Origin of the sequence: Naasia aerilata (assembly GCF_030296595.1) — a bacterium.
GTDB classification, from domain to species: Bacteria; Actinomycetota; Actinomycetes; order Actinomycetales; family Microbacteriaceae; genus Naasia; species Naasia aerilata.
Genome location: NZ_AP027731.1, coordinates 1,499,259 through 1,524,360 on the forward strand (window position 1 = coordinate 1,499,259; position 25,102 = coordinate 1,524,360).

The 25,102-nt window shown below is 71.5% G+C and carries 25 protein-coding genes, 1 tRNA gene and 6 pseudogenes; 17 read left to right on the forward strand and 15 right to left on the reverse strand.

The annotated features are described in order from the left end of the window. Nucleotides 1-22: 22 nt before the first annotated feature. Nucleotides 23-1,962, reverse strand: a pseudogene (acs, locus tag QUE51_RS08065) (acetate--CoA ligase). Nucleotides 1,963-2,625: 663 nt separating this feature from the next. Here acs and QUE51_RS08070 point away from each other — a divergent pair. Further along, nucleotides 2,626-3,585: a TadA family conjugal transfer-associated ATPase gene (locus QUE51_RS08070; protein ID WP_434017252.1), complete on the forward strand. Its 960-nt coding sequence runs from the start codon at nt 2,626-2,628 to the stop codon at nt 3,583-3,585. After that, nucleotides 3,582-4,487 carry a type II secretion system F family protein gene (locus tag QUE51_RS08075; protein WP_286278994.1) on the forward strand — a complete coding sequence of 302 codons (906 nt, stop codon included), beginning with the start codon at nt 3,582-3,584 and terminating at the stop codon, nt 4,485-4,487. The genes QUE51_RS08070 and QUE51_RS08075 overlap by 4 nt, the downstream gene beginning before the upstream one ends. A gap of 27 nt (nt 4,488-4,514) precedes the next feature. Here QUE51_RS08075 and QUE51_RS08080 read toward each other — a convergent pair. Continuing rightward, nucleotides 4,515-5,860, reverse strand: a pseudogene (locus QUE51_RS08080) (MFS transporter). Between the two features lie 243 nt (nt 5,861-6,103). Between QUE51_RS08080 and QUE51_RS08085 the strand changes: the two are divergent. The 8 genes and pseudogenes from QUE51_RS08085 to QUE51_RS08120 all read left to right on the forward strand — a co-directional run bounded on the left by QUE51_RS08085 (nt 6,104) and on the right by QUE51_RS08120 (nt 13,293). Continuing rightward, on the forward strand, nt 6,104-6,349 hold the full coding sequence (locus QUE51_RS08085; protein ID WP_286278995.1) for a DUF4244 domain-containing protein: 246 nt from the start codon (nt 6,104-6,106) through the stop codon (nt 6,347-6,349). Nucleotides 6,350-6,389: 40 nt separating this feature from the next. Further along, complete coding sequence (locus tag QUE51_RS08090; protein WP_286278996.1) at nt 6,390-6,665, forward strand: hypothetical protein; 276 nt, start codon at nt 6,390-6,392, stop codon at nt 6,663-6,665. Then, a complete protein-coding gene (locus QUE51_RS08095) occupies nt 6,662-7,054 on the forward strand; it encodes an Rv3654c family TadE-like protein (RefSeq protein WP_286278997.1) in 393 nt (130 codons plus the stop codon). Before QUE51_RS08090 ends, QUE51_RS08095 begins: the two co-directional genes overlap by 4 nt. Nucleotides 7,055-7,169: 115 nt before the next feature. Next, nucleotides 7,170-9,975 (forward strand): annotated as a pseudogene (topA, locus tag QUE51_RS08100) (type I DNA topoisomerase). Beyond that, the gene (gene tmk, locus QUE51_RS08105; RefSeq protein ID WP_286278998.1) at nt 9,972-10,595 is read left to right on the forward strand and encodes a dTMP kinase; all 624 of its coding nucleotides are present in this window, start codon (nt 9,972-9,974) and stop codon (nt 10,593-10,595) included. The pseudogene topA and the gene tmk overlap by 4 nt, the downstream one beginning before the upstream one ends. Further along, a pseudogene (locus QUE51_RS08110) lies at nt 10,592-11,762 on the forward strand (DNA polymerase III subunit delta'). The gene tmk and the pseudogene QUE51_RS08110 overlap by 4 nt, the downstream one beginning before the upstream one ends. A 167-nt stretch (nt 11,763-11,929) precedes the next feature. Next, nucleotides 11,930-12,697, forward strand: coding sequence for an alpha/beta fold hydrolase (locus tag QUE51_RS08115; protein WP_286279312.1), 768 nt, complete (start codon nt 11,930-11,932; stop codon nt 12,695-12,697). Further along, the gene (locus QUE51_RS08120; RefSeq protein WP_286278999.1) at nt 12,694-13,293 is read left to right on the forward strand and encodes an alpha/beta hydrolase; all 600 of its coding nucleotides are present in this window, start codon (nt 12,694-12,696) and stop codon (nt 13,291-13,293) included. The genes QUE51_RS08115 and QUE51_RS08120 overlap by 4 nt, the downstream gene beginning before the upstream one ends. 95 nt (nt 13,294-13,388) lie before the next feature. Here the strand turns inward: QUE51_RS08120 and QUE51_RS08125 are convergent, their stop codons facing one another. Then, nucleotides 13,389-14,903: an MFS transporter gene (locus tag QUE51_RS08125; protein WP_286279000.1), complete on the reverse strand. Its 1,515-nt coding sequence runs from the start codon at nt 14,901-14,903 to the stop codon at nt 13,389-13,391. Nucleotides 14,904-15,014: 111 nt separating this feature from the next. On the opposite strand from QUE51_RS08125, the gene QUE51_RS08130 reads away from it, so the two are divergent. The 4 genes from QUE51_RS08130 (at nt 15,015) to QUE51_RS08145 (ending at nt 17,516) form a co-directional block, all read left to right on the forward strand. Then, nucleotides 15,015-15,686 carry a TetR/AcrR family transcriptional regulator gene (locus tag QUE51_RS08130; RefSeq protein WP_286279001.1) on the forward strand — a complete coding sequence of 224 codons (672 nt, stop codon included), beginning with the start codon at nt 15,015-15,017 and terminating at the stop codon, nt 15,684-15,686. A 77-nt stretch (nt 15,687-15,763) separates the two neighbouring features. After that, nucleotides 15,764-15,836, forward strand: a tRNA-Thr gene (locus QUE51_RS08135). A gap of 171 nt (nt 15,837-16,007) precedes the next feature. Then, the gene (locus tag QUE51_RS08140) at nt 16,008-16,484 is read left to right on the forward strand and encodes a heme-degrading domain-containing protein (RefSeq protein WP_286279002.1); all 477 of its coding nucleotides are present in this window, start codon (nt 16,008-16,010) and stop codon (nt 16,482-16,484) included. A gap of 339 nt (nt 16,485-16,823) precedes the next feature. Then, complete coding sequence (locus QUE51_RS08145) at nt 16,824-17,516, forward strand: LysM peptidoglycan-binding domain-containing protein (RefSeq protein ID WP_286279003.1); 693 nt, start codon at nt 16,824-16,826, stop codon at nt 17,514-17,516. Between the two features lie 110 nt (nt 17,517-17,626). Here QUE51_RS08145 and QUE51_RS08150 read toward each other — a convergent pair whose 3' ends face one another. From QUE51_RS08150 to QUE51_RS08185, 10 genes and pseudogenes are all read right to left on the reverse strand, one after another. Continuing rightward, nucleotides 17,627-18,040 (reverse strand): alpha/beta hydrolase, encoded by a 414-nt coding sequence (locus QUE51_RS08150; RefSeq protein ID WP_286279004.1) that lies wholly within the window; start codon nt 18,038-18,040, stop codon nt 17,627-17,629. Beyond that, nucleotides 18,037-18,285, reverse strand: a complete 249-nt coding sequence (locus tag QUE51_RS08155) for a hypothetical protein (RefSeq protein ID WP_286279005.1) — start codon at nt 18,283-18,285, stop codon at nt 18,037-18,039. Before QUE51_RS08155 ends, QUE51_RS08150 begins: the two co-directional genes overlap by 4 nt. 118 nt (nt 18,286-18,403) lie before the next feature. Beyond that, a complete protein-coding gene (locus QUE51_RS08160; RefSeq protein ID WP_434017262.1) occupies nt 18,404-18,700 on the reverse strand; it encodes a VOC family protein in 297 nt (98 codons plus the stop codon). A 32-nt stretch (nt 18,701-18,732) separates the two neighbouring features. Beyond that, nucleotides 18,733-18,825: pseudogene (locus QUE51_RS18370) on the reverse strand (VOC family protein); the annotation flags it as partial. A gap of 4 nt (nt 18,826-18,829) precedes the next feature. After that, complete coding sequence (locus QUE51_RS08165; protein WP_286279314.1) at nt 18,830-19,204, reverse strand: helix-turn-helix transcriptional regulator; 375 nt, start codon at nt 19,202-19,204, stop codon at nt 18,830-18,832. Nucleotides 19,205-19,319: 115 nt separating this feature from the next. Beyond that, on the reverse strand, nt 19,320-19,592 hold the full coding sequence (locus QUE51_RS08170; protein WP_286279006.1) for a hypothetical protein: 273 nt from the start codon (nt 19,590-19,592) through the stop codon (nt 19,320-19,322). A 68-nt stretch (nt 19,593-19,660) separates the two neighbouring features. Continuing rightward, nucleotides 19,661-19,999, reverse strand: a complete 339-nt coding sequence (locus QUE51_RS08175; protein WP_286279007.1) for a hypothetical protein — start codon at nt 19,997-19,999, stop codon at nt 19,661-19,663. Beyond that, nucleotides 19,996-20,187, reverse strand: coding sequence for an Asp23/Gls24 family envelope stress response protein (locus tag QUE51_RS18515; RefSeq protein ID WP_491562655.1), 192 nt, complete (start codon nt 20,185-20,187; stop codon nt 19,996-19,998). Before QUE51_RS18515 ends, QUE51_RS08175 begins: the two co-directional genes overlap by 4 nt. Next, on the reverse strand, nt 20,112-20,615 hold the full coding sequence (locus QUE51_RS08180; protein WP_286279008.1) for a hypothetical protein: 504 nt from the start codon (nt 20,613-20,615) through the stop codon (nt 20,112-20,114). Before QUE51_RS08180 ends, QUE51_RS18515 begins: the two co-directional genes overlap by 76 nt. Further along, entirely contained in the window at nt 20,612-21,175 is a 564-nt protein-coding gene (locus tag QUE51_RS08185; protein ID WP_286279009.1) for an RNA polymerase sigma factor, read from the reverse strand. The genes QUE51_RS08180 and QUE51_RS08185 overlap by 4 nt, the downstream gene beginning before the upstream one ends. A gap of 288 nt (nt 21,176-21,463) precedes the next feature. Between QUE51_RS08185 and QUE51_RS08190 the strand changes: the two genes are divergently transcribed. Then, entirely contained in the window at nt 21,464-22,240 is a 777-nt protein-coding gene (locus QUE51_RS08190) for a hypothetical protein (protein WP_286279010.1), read from the forward strand. Nucleotides 22,241-22,266: 26 nt separating this feature from the next. On the opposite strand, the gene QUE51_RS08195 is transcribed toward QUE51_RS08190, so the two are convergent. After that, on the reverse strand, nt 22,267-22,512 hold the full coding sequence (locus QUE51_RS08195) for a hypothetical protein (protein WP_286279501.1): 246 nt from the start codon (nt 22,510-22,512) through the stop codon (nt 22,267-22,269). Nucleotides 22,513-22,515: 3 nt separating this feature from the next. Between QUE51_RS08195 and QUE51_RS08200 the strand changes: the two are divergent. Then, nucleotides 22,516-23,468: pseudogene (locus QUE51_RS08200) on the forward strand (cation diffusion facilitator family transporter). 72 nt (nt 23,469-23,540) lie between these two features. Here QUE51_RS08200 and QUE51_RS08205 read toward each other — a convergent pair. Further along, complete coding sequence (locus tag QUE51_RS08205) at nt 23,541-24,635, reverse strand: saccharopine dehydrogenase NADP-binding domain-containing protein (protein WP_286279011.1); 1,095 nt, start codon at nt 24,633-24,635, stop codon at nt 23,541-23,543. Between the two features lie 286 nt (nt 24,636-24,921). Here QUE51_RS08205 and QUE51_RS08210 point away from each other — a divergent pair, with 286 nt between their 5' ends. Beyond that, entirely contained in the window at nt 24,922-25,065 is a 144-nt protein-coding gene (locus QUE51_RS08210; protein WP_286279012.1) for a hypothetical protein, read from the forward strand. Nucleotides 25,066-25,102: the final 37 nt, after the last annotated feature.

Genomic DNA, 25,102 nt, shown 5'->3' on the forward strand with positions numbered 1-25,102 from the left:
CCGGGCCGGAACGTACCGGGCGTCAGCTCTTGAGGCGGTCGGCGATCGCCTTCATCACCGTCGTGTCGGCGAGCGTCGTCGTATCGCCGATCTCCCGGTGCTCGGCGACGTCGCGCAGCAGGCGGCGCATGATCTTGCCCGAGCGCGTCTTCGGCAGCTCGTTCACGATGAACAGCTCGCGGGGTCGGGCGATGGCGCCGATCGAGGTCGCCACATGGGCGCGCAGCTGCTGGGTCGCGTCCTCGGCTGCCGCATCCTCGACGTGCCGGGCCTTGACGATGACGAACGCCACAACGGCCTGACCGGTCGTCTCGTCGCTCGCGCCGACCACGGCCGCCTCGGCCACCCAGGGGTGCGCGACGAGGGCCGACTCGATCTCCGCGGTGGAGAGCCGGTGGCCGGACACGTTCATGACGTCGTCGACCCGGCCGAGCAGCCAGATGTCGCCGTCGTGGTCCTTGCGGGCGCCGTCGCCGGCGAAGTAGATGGGCCCATCGGGTCCGTCCGGGAACCGTGACCAGTACGTCTCGATGAAGCGCTCGGGGTCGCCCCAGATGCCGCGCAGCATCCCGGGCCACGGCTCCGGGATGGCGAGCAGCCCGCTCTCGTTGTTGCCGACGGGCTTGCCTGCGTCATCCAGCACGTCGACGGTGATGCCCGGCAGGGGCACCTGCGCGGAACCCGGCTTCGCCAGGGTCACCGCGGGGAGCGGGGACACCATGATGCCGCCCGTCTCCGTCTGCCACCAGGTGTCGACGATCGGGGTGCGGTGACCGCCGATCACCTCCCGGTACCAGAGCCACGCCTCCGGGTTGATCGGCTCGCCGACCGAGCCGAGCACGCGCAGCGAGCTGAGGTCGAACTTCTGCGGGATCTCGCGGCCCGCCTTCATGAAGGAGCGGATGGCGGTGGGCGCCGCGTACAGGATGCTGACCTGGTACTTCTCGATGATCTCCCACCAGCGGCCGGCATGGGGGTGTCCGGGGTGCCCTCGTACATCACCTCGGTGGCGCCGTTCGCGAGCGGCCCGTAGACGACGTAGCTGTGGCCGGTGACCCAGCCGACGTCCGCCGTCGACCAGTAGACGTCGGTCTCCGGGTGCAGGTCGAACACGTTGCGGTGCGTGTATGCGGCCTGGGTGAGGTACCCGCCGCTCGTGTGCAGGATGCCCTTCGGCTTCCCCGTCGTGCCCGAGGTGTAGAGGATGAACAGCGGGTTCTCGGCCTCGAACGCCTGTGCCTCGTGCTCCCAGTCGACCTGCGCGATCTCCTCGTGCCACCACAGGTCGCGGCCCTCGGTCCATCCGAGCTCCTGGTCGTCCGGCCACGCCCGCTGCACGACGAGGACGTGCTCGACGGTGCTGTCCCCGCTCGCGAGGGCGGCGTCGACCGCCGGCTTGAGCGGGCTGACCTTGCCCTTGCGCCAGCCGCCGTCCGCCGTGATGACGAGCTTCGCCTCGGCGTCGTCGATCCGCGCGCGGAGGCTCTCCGCGCTGAAGCCGCCGAACACCACGGAGTGCACCGCGCCGAGCCGGGCCACGGCCAGCATCGCGATGACCGCCTCGGGGATCATCGGCAGGTAGATGGCGACGCGGTCGCCGGCGCGCACGCCGAGGGCGGTCAGCAGGTTGGCCGCCCGCTTCACCTCGGCAGTGAGCTCCCCGTAGGTGATGCGGCGGGTGTCGCCGGGCTCGCCCTCCCAGAGCAGGGCGACGCGGTCGCCGTTCCCGGCGAGGACGTGACGGTCCAGGCAGTTGTAGGCGACGTTGAGCTGCCCGTCCCCGAACCAGCGCGCGAACGGCGCGTTCGACCAGTCGAGAACCTCGGTGAAGGGGCGGTGCCAGTGCAGCAGGGAGCGGGCCTGATCGGCCCAGAACTGCTCGCGGTTCGCGCGCGCCTGCTCGTACAGGGCCTCGCTCGCCGCGGCGTCCCCCGCGAACGACGGCGGCGGCCCGAAGACCATGTCCTCGGCCCGGACCTCGCCCATCGCTTCCACCATGCGTCCACGCTCCTTCGCGCCTCGATCTGGACGACCCCGAGCCTATCGGGGAGGGAAAAGTTCGCGTATCTGCGGCGGTAACGGGGCGGAACGCGGTGCCGTGTGCCTGCTCGCCGACCTCTTCGCGCGGGTTCTGTGCGCCGGCATCCGTGTCCCGTGTGGATAGGCCCGCGAACTGCGGAACGGCAGAACCTGAGGATTTCCCGACTGCGTGTCAACTCCCTCTTGCGGAGTGCCCCGTTCGGGGTACACTGAACCCGTCAAAGCTCCTTTGACACGCAGCGTAAGCGATTCCCCCAATCCAGCGTTGCTGTGGCGGCACCTGTTCCCCCCAATAGGTGCCGCCCCTTCCTTTAAGCCCCGGTCCCGACGCCATTGAGTGCCGGGCGGCGCTATCCGGCCCTCGCGAGCCTGCCCCGGGCTCGGCGCCGGGTCGGCGTCCCTCCCCATCCAGGAGTGTGCGTGCTTTCCCGCAGAGCCGGCCGCTGCCGCCGGCGGCCCGAAAGCCGCCCCTAGCCTGCGGCGATGCGCTCCTCCTCAGCACCGGACCCGGATCCTCGGTCGTCCGGAGCCGCCCCGTCGGCGCCTCCTCGCTTCGTGCCTGTCCGCGCCCCCGCGAGCGCAACCGTGCGGGGTACGGATCCGCCCCCGTCCCGCCGGGAGGAGCTGTGGGCGGAGCTCGGCATGCTCGCGGAGTTCGCCGACGAGAAGACGACAGACCTCCTGCTGACCGGCGCGAGGCTGTGGGTGGATCGCGGCACCGGGCTCGTCCGGCGGGACGACTGGCCGCTCCTCGACGAGCCCGCTCTGCGGGAATTCGCCGTGCGGCTCGTGGCCAGAGGCGGCCGTCATCTCGACGACGCGACGCCCTGCGTCGATGTCCGGCTTGCGGACGGCATCCGGGTACATGCCGTGCTGCCCCCGGTGTCGACCGGCGGGACCGTGGTGTCGGTGCGCCTGCCGGCGCGCCGCCGGTGGCGGCTGAGCGACCTGGTGTCCGCGGCGATGCTCGACGAGTCCCAGCGGCAGCTCCTCGCCGACGCCGTGCGGGACCGCCAGAACATCCTGCTCACGGGGGCAGCGGGCACCGGCAAGACGACCCTGCTCGCCGCCCTCCTGGCGGAGGTTCCGGCGAGCGAGCGGATCGTGACGGTCGAGGATGTCGCGGAACTCCGCATCGACCACCCGCACGTGGTGTCCCTCGAGGCGCGGCAGGCCAACACGGAGGGCGCCGGCGCCGTGGGACTCGAGCGACTCGTCCGCGAGGTGCTGCGGATGCGCCCGGACCGCATCGTGCTGGGCGAGTGCCGGGGTGCGGAGGTGCGCGAGCTGCTCGCCGCGCTCAATACCGGCCACGATGGCGGCGCGGGGACGCTGCATGCCAGCGACCTCGACGACGTGCCCGCCCGCCTGGAGGCGCTCGGGGCGCTCGCCGGCATGAGCGCACACGCCCTGGCCCGGCAGGTCGCGAGCGGCCTCGACCTCGTGGTCCACCTCGACCGGGGGATCGGCCGGCGCCACGTGGCGGCGATCGGGCGGTTCGCGGTGCTCGCTGGCGGACTGCTTACCGTCGAGCGTCTGTCATGACGGTCAGCCCGCTGGACGAAGTCGCCGCCACCGCCGACCGGCTGGCGACGCTCCTCGCCGCGGGACTGCCGCCGCCGACCGCGTGGGAGCACCTGCGGCGGACTGCACCGTATTCGGAGCCGCTGGCCGCAGTTGCGCATGGGTCCGCGGCCGGGGATCGGATCGCGGAGGCGCTTGCCGCCGCGGCTCCGGCGAATGCGGCGGGCCGGCCGTGGCGCGCGATCGCGACCGGCGTCGCCCTCGCCGAGCGGACCGGCGCGCCGCTCGCCGACGTGCTCGGCCGTCTCGCCGAGTCCCTCCGTGACCTGGCAGCCGCGGAGCGGGACGTGATCGCGGCGCTGACCGGCCCCCGGCTCTCCTCGCGGCTGGTGCTCGCGCTGCCCGCCGTCGGCATCGCGTTCGGGTTCGCGCTCGGCTTCGATCCTGTTGCCGAGCTCCTCGGCACGCCAATCGGACTGGCGTGCGGTGCCGCAGGCGCGGTGCTGTTCCTGCTGGGCGCGCTCTGGACGCGGCGCCTGGTCGGCCGCGCCCGCGCGGCGAACCCGGTCTCCGGCCTTGCTCTCGAGCTCGTCGCGGTCGCGCTCGCGGCGGGTGTCCCGTTCGACGACGCCCGGATGCTGGTGCGGGATGCCGCCCACGCGTGCGGCCTCCCGCTGGATGAGGACGGTGTCGAGGAGGCGGGCCGATTGGCCGGCACGGCAGGGGTGCCCGTTGCACCCCTGCTGCGGGGTGAGGCCCGCCTGCTGCGCCGCCGGGCGACCAGCGATGCGCGGGTCCGTGCCGAGGCGCTCGGGGTCACGCTCTTGCTTCCGCTCGGCATCTGCGTGCTGCCCGCCTTCATGCTCCTCTCGGTCGCGCCGCTGATGCTGTCCATCGTGTCCTCCACCGTCCTGCCCGGCTGAGGCTTCGCGCGCGCAGGGAAGGGGGCGTCAGCGGTTGGTCGATCCGCTCTCCACCTGGGCGTCCGCACCGACGTCCTCCGAGTCCTCCTCGGCATCCGGCTTCGGCCGCTGGTACAGGTCGGACAGTCGCCGGTATGCCGGGGTGAGGAACGCGAGGAGCGCGATCCCGACCATGAGAAGCCCCGCGACCAGGAACACGAGCGCGATCCCGCGCCCTATGCCGTCGCCGAGCAGCCAGCCCCACGTCGAGCGGCCCGCCGAGGAGCTCATGAACGGGATGATGAGGAACTGGGCGATCGGCGCGATGAGGAAAGCCGTGATGGGAGCCGCGGCCGATTCGAACGCCTGGGCGAACCCGAAGACGCGCCCCTGTCGACGGAAGGTCACGACCTTCTGGATGACCGTCTGCTCCGACGCCTCGACGACGGGGATGAGGATCATGTACAGCCAGATGCCGCCCGCGTACAGCCACCACCAGTCGCGGAGAGTGAACAGCGCGCCGAGCAGGCCCATGACGATGACCACGAGGAGCATCGTCCGGATGGGGTTGCGGCCCAGCCCGAACTTCGCGACGACGAGCCCCCGATGAGGAATCCGGTGGCGGTGATGCCGAGCACGAGTCCCCAAACTTCGACCGGGAAGAGCTCGAGGCCGTACGGATCCATCAGCGCCATGTAGACGCCGCCGATGAGGTTGTTGAACGTCGAGAAGATGATGAGGGCGAAGAGTCCCGGGGCAGCGCGAATGGCACGGATGCTGCCGCGCAGGTCGATTGTCGGCGCGCCGCCGCCCTCGGCCCGGGGCTGCTCCTCGGGGATGCGCAGGAGGAGCAGATGCCCGAGTGCCAGCGCGGTCAGCCCGATCGCGATGAGAAGCGTCCAGCCCATGCCGAGAAGCCCGACGGCCAGTCCGGAGAAGACACTGGTGACGATGAACGCGAGCCCTTGGACGGTGCCCACGAGTCCGTTCGCGTTCGCGTGTCTCTCTTCCGGCACCAGGAGGGTGACGACGGTCGAGAGAGCGATGTTCCGCATGTTCTCGACCACCGCGCCGAACAGGATGATGCCGCAGATGAGCCAGAACCAGGGGCCCCCAAGGTCGAGAAGTGCGGCCTCGGGGAAGACGAGGTAGAGCGCGCCGGCGACGGAGAACGACACGAGCGTCACGACGCTCGCCAGGACCATGACGTGGTGCTTCCGGTGACGGTCGACGATCGTGCCGAACAGGATCGAGAAGAAGGCGACGAACAGCATGTAGGCGCCGCCGATGACGCCGGTCGCGAGCACCGAGCGGGTCTCGAGGTAGACCCAGAAGGTCAGGGCGAACCACAGGAAGCTGGTCGTAACGTTCGCCAGCGCCCTGTTGACGAGCACATGCGCGAACGTGCGCGAGCCGCGGGCCGGGGGTGAGGGTCCGGGGTCGTGGGGGCGACCGTCTCAGTCATGGACCGAGGGTAGGGGAGGCCCCGGACATCCGGCCAGAGCCGCCTGTCGCTCTCCCGAAGGAGCGCCCTCCGCAGACACGGATTCGGTGCTTCCTCCACCGAACGGGTGGACCGACCCTGCCCTGCGAGCGCCTGACGCAGAGTGGGGTTCCCTACGACGAGAGGACGTCCGATGTTCCTTGCAGCACTGTCCCGAGGGTGCCGTCTTCTGCGCTTTCGCCGGTCCCTCGCACCCGATCCTGACGCACTCGGTCCCGGCGCATCGCATCCCGACGAGGGATCGGTGACGGCCGAATACGCCGTCGCCACCATGGCGGCGGTGGGCTTCGCCGGCCTCCTCGTCGTGATCCTGCGCTCGGACGAGGTGCGGAGCATCCTCACAGATCTGGTGCGCCATGCGCTCGCGTTCGGGGGCTGATGCAGAGACTGGGAGCGTCACTGCGGAGCTGGCCGCCGCCATGCCCGCCGTCCTCCTGGTGCTCGCGCTCTGCGTCGGAGCGCTGCAGGCGCTCACGCAGCGCGTGATGCTGCTCGACGCGGCCGCCTCCTCGGCCCGGGCGCTCGCGCGCGGAGAGGTTCCTCCCGGCATGCCCGGTCAGGCGACGGCCGAGATGACCGAGGAGCGGCGTGGCGATCTCGTCTGCGTGACGCTCGCGCGTCCGGCGACCGGGCCGCTGGGGCTGCTCGGCGTGCCCATCGCTGCCACCAGCTGCGCTGCGGCCGGAGGCCGATGACGGCCGCCGCCGAGCGCGACCGCACCGACGCGGGGGCCGGCTCCGTGCTGGTCCTCGCCGTCGCCGCGGCGTGCATCCTGCTCTGCGGACTGCTCGTACCTCTATATATGGCGGTCGCCGCGAAGCGCGTCGCAGCGGCGGGTGCCGACGCCGCGGCGCTCGCCGCAGCCGACGCCTTGTCCGGCGCCCTTCCAGGGTTCCCCTGCGAGGTCGCCGCCGAGGTGGCCCGCTCGGCGGGGGCCGTCCTGGAGCGGTGCAGAGCGGAGGCGGACTCGGCCGTCGTCACCGTCTCCCTGCGGATTCTCGGCATGCCCGTGTCGGCCAGTGCGCGGGCCGGACCGCCGCCGGAGCCGGCTCGACACGCGGCGACCGGGCCGGGAACCGATTAGGTGACGGGTCGGATGTCGTGTGTATGGTGTGCGGGGACGGCCGGTCGCCGGACGTTCCTCCATCCCCGCGGATGGCTCTCCACTGTCTCACCCCCATACGAGGAGGGGAATTCGCGTGCCCGCTAGCAAGAAGCTCGTCATCGTCGAGTCGCCGGCCAAGGCCAAGACGATCGCCCAGTACCTGGGCAGCGGGTACGAGGTGCAGGCCTCCGTCGGTCACATCCGTGACCTCATCGAGCCCAAGAACCTGCCCGCCGAGCTCAAGACCGGGTCGCTCGGCAAGTTCTCCGTGGACGTCGAGCACGACTTCGCCCCGTACTACGTGGTGTCCGACCAGAAGAAGAAGACGGTCGCCGATCTGAAGCGCGCGCTGAAGGACGCCGACGAGCTCTACCTCGCAACTGATGAGGACCGCGAGGGCGAGGCCATCGCGTGGCACCTGCTCGAGGTGCTGAAGCCCAAGGTGCCGGTGAAGCGCATGGTGTTCCACGAGATCACCAAGGACGCCATCGCCAAGGCGAAGGACAACACCCGCGACATCGACACCGCACTCGTCGACGCGCAGGAGACCCGCCGCATCCTCGACCGCCTCTACGGCTACGAGGTCTCCCCGGTCCTCTGGCGCAAGGTCGGGCCCGGCCTCTCCGCGGGCCGCGTCCAGTCCGCGGCGACCCGTCTCGTCGTCGACCGGGAGCGCGAGCGCCTCGCCTTCGTGGCCGCGAGCTACTGGGATCTCGCCGCTCGCTTCGCTCCGGCCGGCACCGCCGACCAGTTCGACGCGCGCCTCGTGCGCCTCGACGGCGACCGCGTCGCCACCGGGCGCGACTTCGACGACAAGGGTGTGCTGCGTGCCGGCGCCCGTGCTCTCGACGAGGCGACGGCCACCGCGCTCGCCGAGGCGCTCCGCGACGACGCGACCCGCACCCGCGTCACCGAGGTGGAGTCGAAGCCGTACACGCGCCGGCCGGCGGCGCCCTTCACCACCTCGACGCTCCAGCAGGAGGCGGCCCGCAAGCTCCGCTTCTCCGCTCGGCAGACCATGAGCGTCGCGCAGTCGCTCTACGAGAACGGCTACATCACCTACATGCGCACCGACTCGCCGTCGCTGTCGACGCAGGCGATCAATGCCGCCCGCGCTCAGGCGACCACGCTCTACGGCGCCGAGTCCGTCCCGGACAAGCCGCGCATCTACTCGGGCAAGTCGAAGAACGCCCAGGAGGCGCACGAGGCGATCCGCCCCTCGGGGAGACCTTCCGCACGCCCTCGCAGCTGAGCGGCGAGCTCCGCGGCAACGAGGCACGGCTCTACGACCTGATCTGGAAGCGCACCGTCGCCTCGCAGATGGCGGACGCGCGCGGCTCGACCGCCAGCGTCACCATCGAGTCGCGCCCGGCCGGCACGGACACGATCGCCCTGTTCTCGGCGAGCGGCACCGTCATCACCTTCCGCGGCTTCCTGCAGGCCTACGAGGAGGGGCGCGACGAGGAGCGCAACGCCGACGCGGATCCCGCCGAGGCGAAGCTCCCGCCGCTGACCGTGGGCCAGGCCCTCGACGTCAGCGAGGCTGAGGCGAAGGGGCACGAGACCTCCCCGCCGCCGCGCTACACCGAGGCCAGCCTGGTCAAGAAGCTCGAGGAGCTCGGCGTCGGGCGGCCCTCCACCTACGCCTCGATCATCTCGACCATCGTCGACCGCGGCTACGTGACCCCGCGCGGCACCGCGCTCGTCCCGAGCTGGACCGCGTTCTCGGTCGTGCGCCTCCTCGAGGACTTCTTCGGCGACCTCGTGGAGTACGACTTCACGGCCGCCATGGAGGACGACCTCGACCGCATCGCGGACGGCGAAGAGGACCGGGTCGACTGGCTCAAGGGCTTCTACTTCGGCAACGAGGGCCACCGTGGCCTTCGCAACGTGGTGGACAACCTCGGCGACATCGACGCCCGGAGCATCAACTCGGTCGAGATCGCCGACGACATCACGCTGCGCATCGGCAAGTACGGCCCCTACCTCGAGGTCCCCGACCCGGATGCGGGACCGGACGCTCCGCCCCGGCGCGTCAACCTCCCGCAGGACCTGGCGCCCGACGAGCTGACCGAGGCGAAGGCCCGCGAGCTCGTGGACGCCCCGGTGCAGACGGACCGGATCATCGGCGCCAACCCGGAGAACGGCAAGCAGATCGTCGCGAAGGACGGTCGCTTCGGCCCGTACGTCACCGAGCTGGAGCCGGAGACCGACGAGGCGGAGCCGGCCAAGAAGAAGAAGGCGGTCAAGCCCCGCACGGCCTCCTCTTCAAGAGCATGGACCTCGCCGAGATCGATCTCCCTACTGCGCTACGGCTGCTCGACCTGCCGCGGGTCGTGGGGGCCGACCCGGCGTCCGGCGAGGAGATCACCGCGCAGAACGGCCGCTACGGTCCCTACATCAAGAAGGGCACGGACACCCGCTCGCTGCCGAGCGAGGACGAGATCTTCGAGATCGACCTCGACCGCGCCGTGGAGCTGTTCGCTCAGCCCAAGTACGGCGGCCGCGCCGCGTCCTCCGCGCTCAAGGAGTTCGAGGCCGACCCCGAGAGCGGCAAGCCGATCCGGATCAAGGAGGGCCGCTTCGGCGCCTACGTGACCGACGGCGTGACCAACGCGACGATCCCGCGCGGCGAGAGCATCGAGGAGATCGACTTCGAGCGGGCCGTGCAGCTCCTCGCCGACAAGCGTGCGAAGGGGCCGGCGGCGCCGAAGGGCAAGAAGGCGCCCGCCAAGGCGGCGGCGAAGACCGCGAAGGCCCCGGCGAAGACGACCAAGGCCGCTGCGGCGAAGCCGGCCACGGCGAAGGCGGCTGCGGCCAAGACCGCGACGAAGGCGGCCGCGAAGGCTCCGGCGAAGCGCGCGACGCCCCGCAAGACGGGCGCCGCGTCCGGCTCGTGACCGCACTCTTCGTGACCTTCGAGGGCGGCGACGGGTCGGGCAAGTCGACCCAGGCCGGCCTCCTCGAGGAGTGGCTGCTCGGCCGGGGCGAGACGGTGCTGCGCACTCGGGAGCCGGGCGGGAGCGACCTCGGTGTGGAGCTGCGGGACATCATCCTGCACCGCCGCGGTCACATCGAGCCGCGCGCCGAGGCGCTGCTCTACGCGGCCGACCGCGCCCACCACATCGCCACCGTGGTGCGGCCCGCGCTGCAGCGCGGGGAGGTCGTCGTCCAGGATCGCTATCTGGACTCCTCCGTCGCCTACCAGGGAGCCGGGCGGACGCTCGACCCCGGCGAGATCCGCAACCTCTCGCTCTGGGCGGCCGAAGGTCTGCTGCCCGACGTGACGATCCTCCTCGACCTCCACGAGGACGAGGGACGCCGGCGGCTCGACGCGAGCCGCACCACCTACGACCGGCTCGAGGCGGAGCAGGCCGAGTTCCACCAGCGCGTGCGCGACGCCTACCTCCAGCTCGCCGAGGCAGAGCCGGCGCGCTTCCTGGTCCTGGACGCGACGCGGCCGGCCGCCGAGCTCGCTGCGGTCATCAGGACCCGGGTCGAGGAGCTGATCGGCGGATGAGCGCCGGAGCGCTGTGGCGCGACCTCACGGGGCAGGACGACGCGATCGACACCGTCCGCGCCGCCGCGCTGGCCGCGCACGCGGAGGGCGGCTCACCGAGCGGGATGACGCACTCGTGGCTCATCACCGGCCCACCCGGGTCGGGCCGCTCCAACCTTGCCTACGCGTTCGCGACGGCCCTGCTCTCGAACGGCTCCCCGGACGGCGACGAGGGGACACGGCGTCAGGTCGATGCACGCACGCATCCGGACCTCGCCGTGCTCAGCACCGATCGGGTGATCATCTCGATCGAAGAGGTGCGCCGCCTCCTCTCGGCGTCCCAGTACTCGCCCTCCGTGTCGCGCTACCGGGTCATGGTGATCGAGGATGCGGACCGCATGACCGAGCGGACGTCCAACCTGCTGCTCAAGGCGCTCGAGGAGCCGCCGCCGCGTACCGTCTGGATCCTGTGCGCGCCCAGCGAGGCCGATCTGCTGCCGACAATCCGGTCACGGGTCCGCGTGGTGCGCCTGCGGGTGCCCCGCACGAGCGACGTCGCCGAGCTGATCGCCGAGCGCGACGGCGTCTCGCCCGCGCTCGCGCTGCAGGCGGCTCAGGAGGCCCAGAGCCACATCGGGATGGCGCATCGGCTGGCCACGGACGAGGCGGCACGCGCGCGCCGCACGGAGACGCTCGAACTCGTACTCGGCCTGCGCGCGGTCCCGGGAGCCGTCCTGGCCGCCGCCCGCCTGCTCGAGATCGCCGGCGAGGACGCGAAGGCGATCACCGAGGAGCGGGACGCGGAGGAGCGGGAGTCGACCCTGCGATCGCTCGGCGTGGAGCCGGGAGGGCCGATCCCGCCGGGGCTTCGCAGCCAGATCAAGGCGCTCGAGGACGATCAGAAGCGCCGCGCCACCCGCAGCCTGCGCGACGGCATCGACCGCATCCTGGTCGACCTGCAGTCCCTCTTCCGCGACATCCTGCTCCGCCAGCTGGGGTCCGCCCTCGAGCCGGTCAACGCCTCCGCCGAGGAGGGGTGGCGCGGGCGGCCGCCGAGAGCGACCCGGCTGCCACTCTGGCCTCCCTTGACGCGATCGCGATCGCGCGCCGGAGGATCGAGGCGAACGTGCCCCCGCTCTCGCGCTCGAGGCCATGCTGGTCGCGACGATCCGAAAGGCAGGCTCGTGAGGGCACCCCGTCTCGTCGCCGTGATCCTGCTCGCGTGCCTGTCGCTGTCGCTGACGGGGTGCTTCGCCTCGCCGACGCACACGTCGAAGCCGACCGGGGAGACCGTGTCCGCCGGGCTCGACCGGTACTACTCGCAGGTGCTCACCTGGAAGGACTGCAAGGGCGGCATGGAGTGCGCCACCGCCATCGCGCCGCTCGACTGGTCCGCGCCGAACAAGGCCGACGACATCGAGCTGGCCCTCGTGCGGCACCCGGCGACAGGGGATCGTGAGGGGTCGCTCTTCGTGAACCCCGGCGGCCCGGGCGCATCCGGCTACGACTTCGTGCACGACAGCGTCGACTTCGCCGTCAGCGCCGACCTGCAGTCCCGATTCGACGTCATCGGCTGGGACCCCCGGGGTGTCGGGCGCTCCTCCGCGGTGAAGTGCTACGACGGGCCCCAGCTCGACAAGTTCCTCTTCGGCATCCCGGACGCGCCCGTCGACTCACCCGAGTACGTGCAGGAGGTCACCCGCACCGCGAAGGACTTCGCCGACGCGTGCGCCGCCAAGACGGGCAAGCTGCTCCAGTTCGTCGACACCGAGAGCACCGTGCAGGATCTCGACATGCTCCGTGCCGCCGTGGGCGACACCACCCTCAACTACCTCGGCTACTCGTACGGCAGCGACATCGGCTCCCGCTACGCGGATCGATTCCCCGGGAAGGTGGGCCGCGTCGTCCTCGACGGGGCGACCGATTCATCCCTCGGCCTCTTCGATGTCTCCCTTGCGCAGACTGCCGCCTTCGGCGACGCCCTCAAGGCCTACCTCGCCGACTGCCTCGCCTCCTCGGGATGCCCGTTCCGAGGCACGGTCGACGACGCGATCGGGCAGATCCGGACGGTGCTCGACCGCCTCGATGCGGCGCCGCTGCGGGGAGAGACGGCCGGGAGTTGACGAGCGCCTACCTGGGCACCGCGATCCAGTTCGCGCTCTACGACCAGGGCAGCTGGGAGTACCTGACGAAGGCGTTCACCGAGATCAGATCCGGTCAGAGCGACACCGCGTTCCTCCTGGCCGACGCCTATGTGGACCGCAACGACGACGGGACCTACGCCTCCAACCTCAACGAGGCGTTCATCGCGATCACCTGCGTGGACTATCCGGTGGAGACGGACCCCGCGGTTCTCGCTGCACAGCGGGATGCGCTGGCCGCCGCGGATCCGCTCTCCGAACCGGAGGATCTCGACACCGTGGGGGACGCGGTCTGCGAGCAATGGCCCTACAAGTTCCGCGGAGCCATCGAGCCGGTCCAGGGCGACGGTGCGGCTCCCATCCTGGTCGTCGGCACCACGGGCGACCCCGCGACGCCGTACCAGTGGGCGCAGGCGCTCTCCGACCAGCTGGAGAGCGGCGTGCTGCTCACCTACGTGGGGGAGGGGCACATCGCGTACGACGAGGGCGACCCGTGTGTGGTCGACACGGTGGACGACTACCTCACCGACGGCACGGTGCCGAAGGACGGGCTGGTCTGCGACCCGGCCAAGGAGTGACCGGCGCGGGTCGTGCGGACACCCGCACCCCCGCATGCCGCCCGCGGCTGTCCGCCCGGCCCGCGCCGGAGATTGCGCGAGCCGGGCGGACGGTCTCAGCCGACGATGACCGGCTCGGGCTCTCCGGCGTTGTCGCGCGCTGCCGAGGCGAACGCGATGGAGACGCCGTGCCCCCGCCGCCGGTACAGCAGGGCGGTGAGGATGCCGCCGACGAGGAAGAAGCCGGCTCCCCACACGTAGGCGGTGGTGTAGCCCGCCACGGCGGCGTGGGCCGCGGTCGCGGCCGTCGCAGGCAGGTGGCCCGAGACGTAGTCCGCGGCGGCGGTGGCGGCCAGCGTGTTGAGGAGGGCGGTCCCGATCGAGCCGCCGATCTGCTGGGACGTGTTGACCATCGCCGAGGCGACTCCCGCGAATGAGCGGTCGACGCCGAGCGTCGCGGTCTGCATCGCGGCGGGCATGATCGTCCCCATCGTGAGACCCATGATGATCAGCGCGGGCAGCACGTTGGCCACGTAGCTGCTCTCGAGGTCGAGCCGGGTGAGGAGCAGCATCGCGACGACGCCGAGCGTCATGCCGATGGGGACCATGGTCTTCGGGCCGAACCGCGGGAGCAGCAGGTTCGTCGACAGCTGCGCGGCGAGCACGAGCATCGCGATCATGGGCAGGAACGCGAATCCGGTCTGCATCGGGCTGAAGCCGAGCGACGTCTGCAGGTAGTACGTCACGAAGAGGAAGATGCCGAACATCCCCGCCCCCGCGATGAGGATGGCGCTGTACGAGGCTGCGCGGTTACGGTCGACGAGAATGCCGAGCGGGAGGAGCGGGTGGGCGGCCCTTCGCTGCCAGAGGACGAAGGCCACGAGGAGCACGACCGCGCCGGCGAGGAAGCCCCAGGTGGCGGGAGAGTCCCAGCCGTCGGTCTCGGCGTTCGAGAACCCGTAGACGATCGAGAACAGGGCCCCGGAGACCAGGATCGTGCCGGGGACGTCGAGCCGGGGGCGGGGTCCAGTCCGCTGGATCCGGGGCACGAAGACCGCGGCGCCCGCGATCGCCACGGCCGCGATGACGACGTTGATGTAGAGGTTCCAGCGCCAGTCGAGCTGCTCGGTGAGCACCCCGCCGAGCACCAGGCCGACGGCGCCGCCCGCCCCGGCGATCGCGCCGAACACGCCGAACGCCCGGGCCCGCTCCTTCGGGATCGTGAACGTGGTCGTGAGGACCGCGAGGGCCGTCGGAGCGAGGAGCGCGCCGAAGGCGCCCTGAAGCGCGCGCGCCGCGATGAGGACCTCGAAGCTGCCGGCGGCGCCGCCCAGGGCGGACGCGGCCGCGAAGCCGATCAGCCCGATGATGAAGGTGCGCTTGCGGCCGATCAGGTCGGAGAGGCGGCCGCCGAGCAGGAGCAGGCTCGCGAACGCGAGGGAGTAGGCGGTGATGACCCACTGGCGGTCACCGTCCGAGAAGCCGAGGTCGGTCTGCGCGGAGGGCAGCGCGATGTTCACGACCGTCGCGTCGAGCACGACGATGAGCTGCGCGAGCCCGACAGTCACGAGCGTCCACCAGCGGCGCGGCGCCGGTGCGGGTGGGGTGTCTGAAGAGGAGGAGTACGACATGAACGGCACTCTATACGGAACTTGCGAGTTTCGGATATAGTCAGTTCCAGAACTTCAGCGTTCCTGAAGTAGCATCAGAGCAACCAGACCCAGCAGACGGAGGAAGCAGCGATGACGCCGCTCGATCTCGTGGACGAGGCCGCCCTGCGCGCCGAGGACTCGCCGAAGCTCGGGCGGAAGCGCGACCACACGCGCGATGCCGACATCCTCGACGCCGCGCTCGAGGTGCTGGCCGAGACCGGATACGACGGCATGACCGTCGACATGGTGGCTGCCCGCGCGAAGGCGGGCAAGGCGACGCTGTATCGCCGGTGGCCCTCGAAGGCGGAGCTGGTGCTCGACGCGGTCGCCTGTCTGAAGAGGGCCGACTCCGACCCCGCCAAGCTGCCCGACACCGGCACCCTGCGTGGTGACCTCGTCGCGCTGATCAAGACGCCGAGCATCGAGGACGGCGAGCGGAAGCTGCAGATCATGGCCGGAATCGTCTCGATGCTGTCGCGCTCACCGGAGCTGGCGGACGCTGCGCAGGCGGCGATCGTCGAGCCACGGGCCCGCGTCAACCGCCTGCTGATGCGCCGGGCGATCGACCGCGGGGAGATCTCCGCGGACGTCGACATCGACACGCTGTCCATGGTGAGCACGGCGATGGTCTCGCACCGCGTGCTGATGCTGCGCAAGCCGGTGACCCGCGAGTTCCTGATCTCCCTGATCGACAACGTCATCCTGCCGGCCGCCGGCATTCCGCGCGCGCCCGCGTCGTCCGCGTCCTCGTCATCGAGGTGACCCGGCCGGTGGCGCCCGCGAGCGGTACGGCCGGCATCGGCTAGGATGGTTGACCGCCGGGGGTTCGCGCCCGGTGCGCCGCCCTAGCTCAGTCGGCAGAGCGATTCACTCGTAATGAATAGGTCAAGGGTTCGATTCCCTTGGGCGGCTCAAGGAAAAAGGACGTCCCCTCAGGGGCGTCCTTTTTCCTGAGATGTGCGCCGGGATGATGACGCTGGTGCAAGGTAGGCCCCTGGCGCACGGTGCATACGCGGGCGATCACAGTCACTCGATATGGTTCAGGCGAACGCCCACTGCATTCGCACCCAAGGAGAGATCGACGTGGACACCGGCTATCCGCCTCTCGGAGAGCTCCTCGCCCAGGAGAGCGAGCTCCAGTTCTCATCGTTCACCTACGACGACGCATGGGCGCTCGGTGGGCTGCTGCGGAGGATGGCAAGCGAGCAGGGCGCCCCGGTGGCGATCGACCTGCGGCGCGGCGACCAGCAGGTCTTCCACACGGCGCTTCCGGGATCGAGCGCCGACAACGACCACTGGATCGACCGCAAGGTGCGGGTGGTCAAGCGGCTGGGCAACAGCTCTCTCGCCGTCGGCCAGCTCTGGCGCGACAGGGGGACGACTTTCGAGGCGGGGTCCGGCCTCGACCCCGCCCGTTATGCGGCCGCGGGAGGCTGCTTCCCGATCCTCGTGCGCGGGGTCGGACCCGTCGGCACAATCGCCGTCTCCGGGCTCCCCGAGGTCGAGGATCACCGGCTGATCGTGGAGGCGCTTCGCGCGTTCCTCGCCGAGCACCGCTGACGATTCGGCGCCGATTAGAGCCCGGATGGGCCGACGCAGCGACCTCCGAAACGTATTCTCCCTACCGCATGTGTCGCGAAACGGGGGCGCGGGACACGCCGACGAGCGGTAACGGATTTGCAACGAGCGGTGTGTCGACCTACTCTTCCTGTGCCAGCCCGGCATCCGAAGCGCAGGAGCATTCGGAATTCGTGATCGGGCTGGACGTACGCCGGTGCTGCCACGCTTCACGCTGCCCACATGCCGCACCGTTATCCGACACCTATTCGTCAGGGTGGGCAGCGGCGCGTCGAGACCCGGGGACGGGACGAGCGTCAGCGAACCCGCTGGAGCCCGTACATGAAGAAGATCCTGACCAACACTCGCGCCGCCGCAGGCGGCTTCGCCCTTGTCGCCCTCTCGGCGGCGGGGGTGGCCCTCACCGCAACCCCGGCCAACGCCGCGGACGGGGCCACCTGGGATGCCATCGCTCAGTGTGAGAGCAGCGGCAACTGGTCCATCGACACCGGCAACGGCTACTACGGCGGCCTGCAGTTCAGCCCGAGCACCTGGGCCGCCTTCGGCGGTTCGGGCAGCGCGTCGAACGCCAGCCGTGAGGAGCAGATCGCGGTCGCCGAGCGCGTCCTCGCGAGCCAGGGCTGGGGCGCGTGGCCCTCGTGCTCGGCTCAGCTCGGCCTGTACGGCACGAGCGGTGCCGCCCCGACCGCGTGGAGCGCGCCGGAGGACACCTCCTCCTACGCGGACGACTCCTCGGACGACTCGTCGTGGTCCGACGACTCGGCTGATGAGTCCTCCGACGACTCGTCGTGGACCGAGGACGTGGCGGACGAGCCCGCTGCGGCGCCCCGGCACGTCGCCGAGGTCCCGCTCTCCGGCCAGACCTACACCGTGGTCTCCGGGGACACCCTGTTCAAGATCGCGACCCAGCTCGGCGTGAGCGGCGGCTGGCAGCAGCTCGCCGACGCCAACGTCGACACGATCGCGAACCCGGACCTCATCTTCCCGGGCCAGGTGCTGCAGCTCCCCGCCTGATCGGTCGCCCCGCCGGCCGAGGCCGCGCGGGAGAGCGCACCGGGGTCCGTCCCGGCGCTCGTGCTCGCAGGAGAAAGGCGTCGTCCCATCGGGGCGGCGCCTTCTTCCGCTCATGCAGGGCTGGCGGCGGCGAACGCCAGCCGGTCGGCTGTGAATTCCAGAGCCTCGCCCGCGAAACGCGGCGACAGCATGTGGCTCTCGCCTGGCAGCTCGACCAGGTCGGCCGAGGTGTGCTCGGCCAGCCAGCGCCGTGAGGCGGCGGCCATCCCCGGGGTGATCACGTCGTCCCGATCGCCCATCCCGTACCAGACGGGAGGCCGACGTGCGCGGATGCCGGCGTGCGGGGTGAGGTCCCAGACGAAACCGCCCACCAGGGCTGCGGACACGAAGCGATCCGGCTGCTGACGCATCAGGTGGATGGCGAGTGCGCCGCCCTGGGACCACCCCACGAGCGAGATGGAGGTCGGCTCCTGGCGGTCCAGCCAGGCGTGCACACCTCGCGCTGCTGCAGACAGGGCGGTCACCCCCGCTCGGCCGCGGGCACTCGGCGAGCCCCGAACTCAGCCCAGGCCCACCGGTCGCTCACCGGGACCGGACCCCGCAGGGTAGCCCCGACCGCCCCGTCGGGCAGTGCCGCGAACGACGAGTTCCAGTCGCTTTCGCGCCCGTAGTACCCGTGGAGGAAGACGATGAGCGGGCGCCCGGCTCGCTGGGACTCCGGATGCGACCAGAGGATCGCGTCCTCGTCCAGGGCGGTCACTCTGCGCATGGCTGGTCCTCTCCGGCGGTATCGGCCAGGCGAATCTAGACGCCCGTGGCTGCCGGCGTACACCTGGACGGCGACTCTTTTCTCCGCTGCCCGGGCTCGGACACCCGCCGGAGCGCGCCTACCGGCTGCGCGGCTGGGCGAAGCGCAGCATGTTGCCGGAGGGGTCCCGGAAGGCGCAGTCCCGCACGCCGTAGAACTGGTCCATCGGCTCCTGCAGCACCTCGCCGCCCGCGGCGCGGATGCGCTCGAAGGTGGCGTCACAGTCCTCGGTGCGGAAGTTGACGCCCCGGAGGAGGCCCTTGGCGAGGAGCTGGGCGGCGGCCGCCCTGTCCTCGGCGGAGGCGTTCGGGTCGGCGACCGGCGGCTCGAGGACGATTTCGACGCCCGGCTGAGCGGGGAGCCGACCGTCACCCAGCGCATCCCCTCGTAGGCGACGTCGTTGCGCACCTCGAGGCCGAGGACGTCGCGATAGAAGGGGAGGGCGGTGTCGTGGTCGGCGACGGGGATGAAGCACTGCGACAGTGTGATGTCCATGGCCATCACGCTAGGACGACGGCGAGAGCTGCGCTTCTCCGTTCCTGACCGGTCTCGTGTGCACCTTCACGATGCAGGCCGGGATCGCGGCAGCGGCGTCGTGCCGGCGGGCGCGGTAGGCGCTCGGGCTCTCGCCGACGAGCTCGGTGAACCGGGAGCTGAAGGAGCCGAGCGAGGTGCAGCCGACCGCGAAGCAGACCTCCGTGACACTGAGGTCGCCGCGCCGCAGCAGCGCCTTGGCGCGCTCGATCCGGCGGGTCATCAGGTGGCTGTACGGCGTCTCGCCGAAGGCGGCGCGGAAGCTGCGCGAGAAGTGGCCGGGGGACATCAGCGCGCCGGCGGCGAGGGCAGGCACGTCCAGCGGCTGGGCGTAGTCGCGGTCCATGCGGTCACGCGCACGCCGCAGGCGGACGAGATCCTCCAGCTCCACGGCACCACCCTGGCACAGGCGGCCCCGTCGTCGCACGGGGAGAAGGGCCGAACGGGAGCGCGGTGTGTCCTCAGCCGTCCCCGTCGGTCCGGGGAGGCAGGGGCACGCGGACGAGCATCGCCCTCCGCTGGAGCTCGAGCGGCAGGGTGTCGAACACGCGCCGGCCCATCGCCTCGGTCGTGAAGACACCGGCGACCATCGTGCTCCCCGAGCGATCGGGATGCAGGCGCTTCAGAACGTAGACGAAAGCATCGTCGATGGTCAGCACTCCGATTCCCTCCGCCATGGCGGGGCGCGCTCGCGCCCGCATATGTATAGACGGGACGGCGAGCGGAATCGTCACGCGCCGGAGCAAGCCAGTGCTCGACGGGGGCGCCCGCCGGGAGGATCCCTGGGACCGCAGCCCCGGAGTCAGCCGACGCGGCCGATCTTGACGCTGACCTGCGCAGCAGGCCGGTCGGAGTTCTCGGCGACGAAGTCCCGGATGGCGTCATGGGCCCGCCGGCACACCTCGGGAGCAGGGGCCTCGTCGGTCACGCCGATGTAGGCCGCCACGTCCACGCCGTCCTCGTTCTCGGTGACGGTCACGAGGTGCACGCCGGCCGGCTCGTTCTTGACCGCTTCGACGACGGCGCTCACCACCTTGGCGAGCACCGGCTTCATGGCGTACACGGCGGTGACGCCGTCGAGCTTGCGCAGCATCTGGGTCAGCCCGTAGCTGAGGTCGTCGGGCGTGCTGTAGCTCGTCACGCCTCCTCCTCCGGGTCCTTGTCGTCGTCACGAACGAGGATGCGGATCTCGGCGACGGTGAGCTCGGTGTGGGTCGCCAGGCTGCTGGCGACCTCGCGCCGCAGGTCCTCGATCACCCGGGGCGCGTCAGCGCCCGAGTAGAGCGACACGTCGATCTCGATGGTGACCGGCTCGCCGGCGGTCTCCACGTCCCCTCCAGCCGCGACCGCTCGACGAGCACTCCGTCGATGCCGTCGCCGGCGGTGCGGATGAGGGCCCGCACCGCGCCCTCGGAGATGGCCAGGTGCGCCCGGGCATCGTCGTGGTGGAGCGGGATGTCCCGCCCGGCATGCGCCTGCACGCCGATCTGGTCGAGGATCGCCTTGAACCAGCTGGGCGCCCGAACGGGCGCGGCCTCCGCCTCGGCCTCGATGAGCTTCGCGGCGACCTTGCGCAGGCGGCTGAGGGCGGCGAGCGCATTCTGGGCGGCCGCGGACGATTCGATCGCCTCGTCCCGAGGCGTCCGGGCGAGGTCGAGGTAGTCGCTCAGCTGGTCGACGGTGAAGCCGTCGAAGTGGGCCTCGTCGAGCGGCGACACGCGATCCTCGGGACCGCGCGGTGCGGAAGAGTCGGTCATCGCCACGCCTCCATCTCGCGGATCAGGGTTCTCCGGCTCCGGGCGAGGAGGCCGCGGACCGTGGAGACGGGGAGGTCGAGCTGCTCGGCGATCTCGTCGTAACCGTATCCGCCGATCTCCCGGAGCACCCACGTTCGGCGCTGTTCCTCAGGGAGCGAGGACAGGGCCCGGGACAGCGCGTCGTCGAGCGAGGTCGCTGCGGCGACGTCCTCCGGCGTCTCGGTGGGGGAGACCACATCATGCTTCTCGATGTCGTCGTGATCCTTGCGCGCGCGCAGCCGGTCGATGCTCTTGCGTGTGACGATCTGGATCAGCCATCGGCGCACCGCGCCGAAGTTCTCCATCGTGGGCAGCTGCTGCCAGGCGGAAATGAACGCCTCCTGCACCACGTCGTCCGTGTCGGCGTACGAGCCGAGGAGGCGTGCGGCATAGGCGCTCAGGAGCGGCTCGTGACGGCGCATGAGGATCTCGAACGCCCGGATGTCGCCGTCGGACGCCCGGCCCGCCAGGGTGCGATCGTCCGCGTCCCCGAGGGAGGAGTGGCCGGGGAGGGTGACCATCGCGCTCCTCGGGCCGGATCGGTCCCGGATCAGGACCACCTCAAGGAATAGCACACGCGCGCGTCAGACCTCCCCCACGCCCCCGTGGGGGCGGCTCACAGGTGAATCGGGGCCGGCCGGTGTGATGCTGGCGGCGTGGACACGGAGGCGACGCGCAGCGTTGCCCACCCAGCGGACGGGTCAGCGAGGGACCGGCGCGAGTGGGAGCGGATCGCCTACGGACCGGACTCCTCGGACACGGAGCGTCGAGCCGCCCAGGCCGCGCTCGATCGACTTCGCCCACCCGCGGTGGTTTCCTCGGCCCCCGATCCGGAGATCTCCATTGAGAGGGTCGTGGAGGCCCAGCCGCCCGAGCCGCCCCTCGCGGGTCGGGGCCGGCCACGGTTCCGGTTCCGCGGTGCGCTCGCGGCCCTCGGGGTGGTGGCGACCCTGCTCGTCGCGGTCGCGGTGCTTCCCCGGATGTTCGAGCCGAGCTCGGTCGGCACCTTCGAGCGCGCCCAGACGGATGCAGACCAGGATGTGCCCATGTGGCTGGCCAATGCCCTGGCGACGGCGGCCGGCGCCTCCGGCCGGGCGGGTGCGGGGGCCGAGCTGCACGAGACGCTCCGGCGGATCGCGGACGACGGGCGGTCGGCCTTCGTCTTCCGCAGCGCGGAGGAGGACACGGTGTGCATGGCGGTCGCGGCCGATGCCCTGGCCTGTGTTCCCGCCGTGGAGTTCGGGCGGGACGGCATCCAGATCGAGGTGGTCGCCCAGCGCGACGCCGCGAAGGCGGAGGGGCTCCGCTACTCCTGGGGTCCCCAGGGCGGGCTGCGCACGGAGACCTTCGACTACCGGGATCCGATCCGGGCCGTGCCGATGTCCGTCGGCACCTGGACAGAGCTCGTGACCGACTGCATGGCCGACCGCGGCTACGCGGTGCTGCCTACGGCGCGGGGTGGAGTGATCCCCGAGATCGGTGACGACCTGCGGACCCTGGGCTTCACGATCAACCGGGTCGGGTGCACGGCGAGATATCCGTTGCATGGGCTGTACTTCGGCCCGGTGGGGCCCGTCGAGTCGTGATCGACGCCCTCGCGGCCGTGGAATCATCAAGGGGTGGGCGAGGCGGAGAACGACGGCGCGGGGGCGCCCCCTCGGTGACCACTTCGCGGGCGGCCGGGGCGCCTGGGCACGAGCACGCGCACGCCGAAGCGCACGATCACGACCACGCGCAGGGTCACGCTCACGGTGATGACCACGGGCACGAGCGCGGGCATGAGCACTCCCACGGGCATGAGCACGGGCACGAGCACTCCCACAGGCATGACCACGACCACGACCACGAGCACGCTCACGGGCTGCGGGGGTTCCTCCACGAGCTCTTCGTGCCGCACACCCACGACGCCGCGGATGCGGTGGACGACGCGCTCGAGGCCAGCGTGCAGGGGGTCCGCGCCGTCAAGGTCAGCCTCTTCGTGCTCCTCGGGACGACCCTTCTGCAGTTCCTGGTCGTCCTCATCAGCGGGTCCGTCGCTCTTCTCGCGGACACCATCCACAACTTCTCGGACGCGCTGACGGCCGTTCCGCTCTGGGTCGCGTTCGTTCTCGGCCGTCGCGCGGCCACCCGGGGCTACACGTACGGGTTCGGCCGTGCGGAGGATCTCGCCGGGCTCTTCATCGTGGCCGTGGTGGCCCTCTCCGCCGTTGTCGCCGCCTGGCAGTCCGTGGAGCGGCTGATCAATCCGCGTCCCCTCGAGAACCTCTGGTGGGTGGTTGTGGCCGGAATCGTCGGGTTCGCGGGGAACGAGGCCGTCGCCGTCTACCGCATCCGGGTGGGACGGCGGATCGGATCGGCCGCGCTGGTCGCGGACGGGGTGCACGCGCGCACCGACGGGTTCACCTCCTCGCCGTCGTCATCGGGGCGCTCGGAGTGATGCTCGGCATCCCGATCGCGGACCCGCTGATCGGCATCCTCATCTCCCTGGCGATCCTGGTGCTGCTCTGGGGCACGGTCCGCAGCATCGGCCGCCGCCTGATGGACGGGATCGAGCCGGACCTTCTGGACCGGGCGGAGCACGCCCTCCTCTCCCTGCCGGAGGTCGCGGGAGTCGACGCACTGCGGCTCCGCTGGGTCGGACATCGGCTGCAGGGCGACGCGACGGTCGTGCTGGCCGACATGCCGCTGAGCCGTGCGGTGGCCGTCGCTGCCGCGGCCGAGGCGGAGGTCCGGGCGCACCTTCCGAACCTCGACCTCGTCCGGGTGCGCACGACCACGGCTGCTGTTCAAACCCACTCGCGGCCCTCGGACTGACAGGGGTCGTTCCCCTCGCGCCACCACCCTGCCGGCGCGTTCTCCGGCTGTCGGTGCTGGTCCTCCCCGGCCCTAGTCCTCGCGCCCCGGGGTCCCGGACAGGTGCGGGAGGACGCGCTCGAGCCGCACTCCCGGCAGAGCCTCGAGGAACTCCGGGCCGAAGGCGCGGATGGCGGTCGAGGTTCCGGGCAGAGCGTCGCCGCTCAGCGTGCGGCGGACCGCTGCCAGCACGGCATCCGCGGTGAACGCATAGCCTTCGCCGGCGGTCAGCCACCCCTCGCGCACTTCGCCGTCGGCCAGCGTTACTCGTGCCCAGCTGTAGGAGGAGCGCTCCCGCGACGGTGGGCGCCGGCCACCGCCTCCTGCGGCCGAGAGGCGGAACCGCAACGCCGTCGACCTCATCACGCCGGACACGGCGGGGAGCAGCGTCCGGGCGAGCAGCGGAGCGAGCGCGACCCCGACGGACGCCGTCACGTCGGGCGTGCCGTACCCCGCGGGCAGGGTCGCGAGATCCCCGAGGTCCCCGGGGACCAGCGTGACGCGCCTGCCGTCGGGCAAGGTCAGCGGTGCGGCGCCGCTGCCGAGCCGCGCGCGCTCGTACTGCCCGTTGCGGACGCGCGCGGCACCCGTGGCGAGTCCCTCCAGAACGCTCTCCAGCGCTCCCGCCGAAGTCCCCGCGGTCCAGGGGAGGAGGCCGAGGTCCACCCGGCGCATCGCGTTCCCGCCGGCCAGCCACACCGCCAGTCCTTCGGTCGTCACCGTTCCGTAGCCGGATGCCGGGAGGAGGCTGACGCCCGCCCGCACGGCGAGAGCGGAGAGTCCGTAGAGGGCCGCGATGGCCGGACGCTCGTTGGCGATGTCGATGTAGGACGCGTCGGCCCCGATCGCCGCGTTCGCGACCACGGGCGCGGTGGCGGTGAACGGGCCGGCCAGGTTGAGCACCAGATCGCTGCCCGCGATCGCGCCCGCGACCTGGTCGGCGTCGATGCCCGCGAGGACGGCTGTCTCGGTGCCCGGGCCGACGTCGGCGGCGAGCGTGGTCAGGGCGGATCCGCTCCGCCCGATCAGCCGGAGGCGGACCTCCTCCGGCTGGAGACCGCCGATCACAAGGCGGCCGGTGCGGCCGGTGGCGCCGAGGACCGAGACGACCGGGACGCTGGAGGGCATGGGCTCACGGTAGTGCGCGACGGGGCCCGCGTCACCGCCCGGAGTACGAAGGCCGGCTCCATGGCCACGCGGGTCGGATCGCTGCGCGCCGGCGGGATGAAACTCCTCATCCGCACGGATGAGATCGGTGCCGGAGGCCTGCCCCCGGCCGGCCGCCGACCCTAGCGTGGCGGCATGCCCGTCCCGATCCGGTTCCGCCGCCGCCACCGCCCGCGTCCACTCCGCTCGTTCGTTCGCGGACGGGGAGGGCGATTCTCCGGAGCGCGTCGGCCGCGGAAGCGGACCGATGAGCGACCCCGTCGGCTCCGCGATCGGCATGGCGGGGGCGGGGGCGGTCGCTGCGGCGCTCGCCATGGCGGCGATCATCGTCGCGGGGGCGGTCGCGGCGATCGTGCACGTCGGTCTGCGCGTGCTCAGCCCTCGCCGGTGACGCCTTCGGGCCGGAGGCTCCGGCTCCCGGCGCCGCG

Bases quoted from the DNA above. Each gene is read 5' to 3' on its own strand.
- QUE51_RS08075 (WP_286278994.1), top strand. From the start codon at position 3,582: ATGACGGTCAGCCCGCTGGACGAAGTCGCCGCCACCGCCGACCGGCTG.
- QUE51_RS08085 (WP_286278995.1), top strand. From the start codon at position 6,104: ATGTTCCTTGCAGCACTGTCCCGAGGGTGCCGTCTTCTGCGCTTTCGC.
- QUE51_RS08090 (WP_286278996.1), top strand. From the start codon at position 6,390: ATGCCCGCCGTCCTCCTGGTGCTCGCGCTCTGCGTCGGAGCGCTGCAG.
- QUE51_RS08095 (WP_286278997.1), top strand. From the start codon at position 6,662: ATGACGGCCGCCGCCGAGCGCGACCGCACCGACGCGGGGGCCGGCTCC.
- QUE51_RS08115 (WP_286279312.1), top strand. From the start codon at position 11,930: ATGGAGTGCGCCACCGCCATCGCGCCGCTCGACTGGTCCGCGCCGAAC.
- QUE51_RS08125 (WP_286279000.1), bottom strand. From the start codon at position 14,903: ATGTCGTACTCCTCCTCTTCAGACACCCCACCCGCACCGGCGCCGCGC.
- QUE51_RS08130 (WP_286279001.1), top strand. From the start codon at position 15,015: ATGACGCCGCTCGATCTCGTGGACGAGGCCGCCCTGCGCGCCGAGGAC.
- QUE51_RS08145 (WP_286279003.1), top strand. From the start codon at position 16,824: ATGAAGAAGATCCTGACCAACACTCGCGCCGCCGCAGGCGGCTTCGCC.
- QUE51_RS08155 (WP_286279005.1), bottom strand. From the start codon at position 18,285: ATGCGCAGAGTGACCGCCCTGGACGAGGACGCGATCCTCTGGTCGCAT.
- QUE51_RS08165 (WP_286279314.1), bottom strand. From the start codon at position 19,204: ATGGACCGCGACTACGCCCAGCCGCTGGACGTGCCTGCCCTCGCCGCC.
- QUE51_RS08180 (WP_286279008.1), bottom strand. From the start codon at position 20,615: ATGACCGACTCTTCCGCACCGCGCGGTCCCGAGGATCGCGTGTCGCCG.
- QUE51_RS08185 (WP_286279009.1), bottom strand. From the start codon at position 21,175: ATGGTCACCCTCCCCGGCCACTCCTCCCTCGGGGACGCGGACGATCGC.
- QUE51_RS08205 (WP_286279011.1), bottom strand. From the start codon at position 24,635: ATGCCCTCCAGCGTCCCGGTCGTCTCGGTCCTCGGCGCCACCGGCCGC.
- QUE51_RS08210 (WP_286279012.1), top strand. From the start codon at position 24,922: ATGAGCGACCCCGTCGGCTCCGCGATCGGCATGGCGGGGGCGGGGGCG.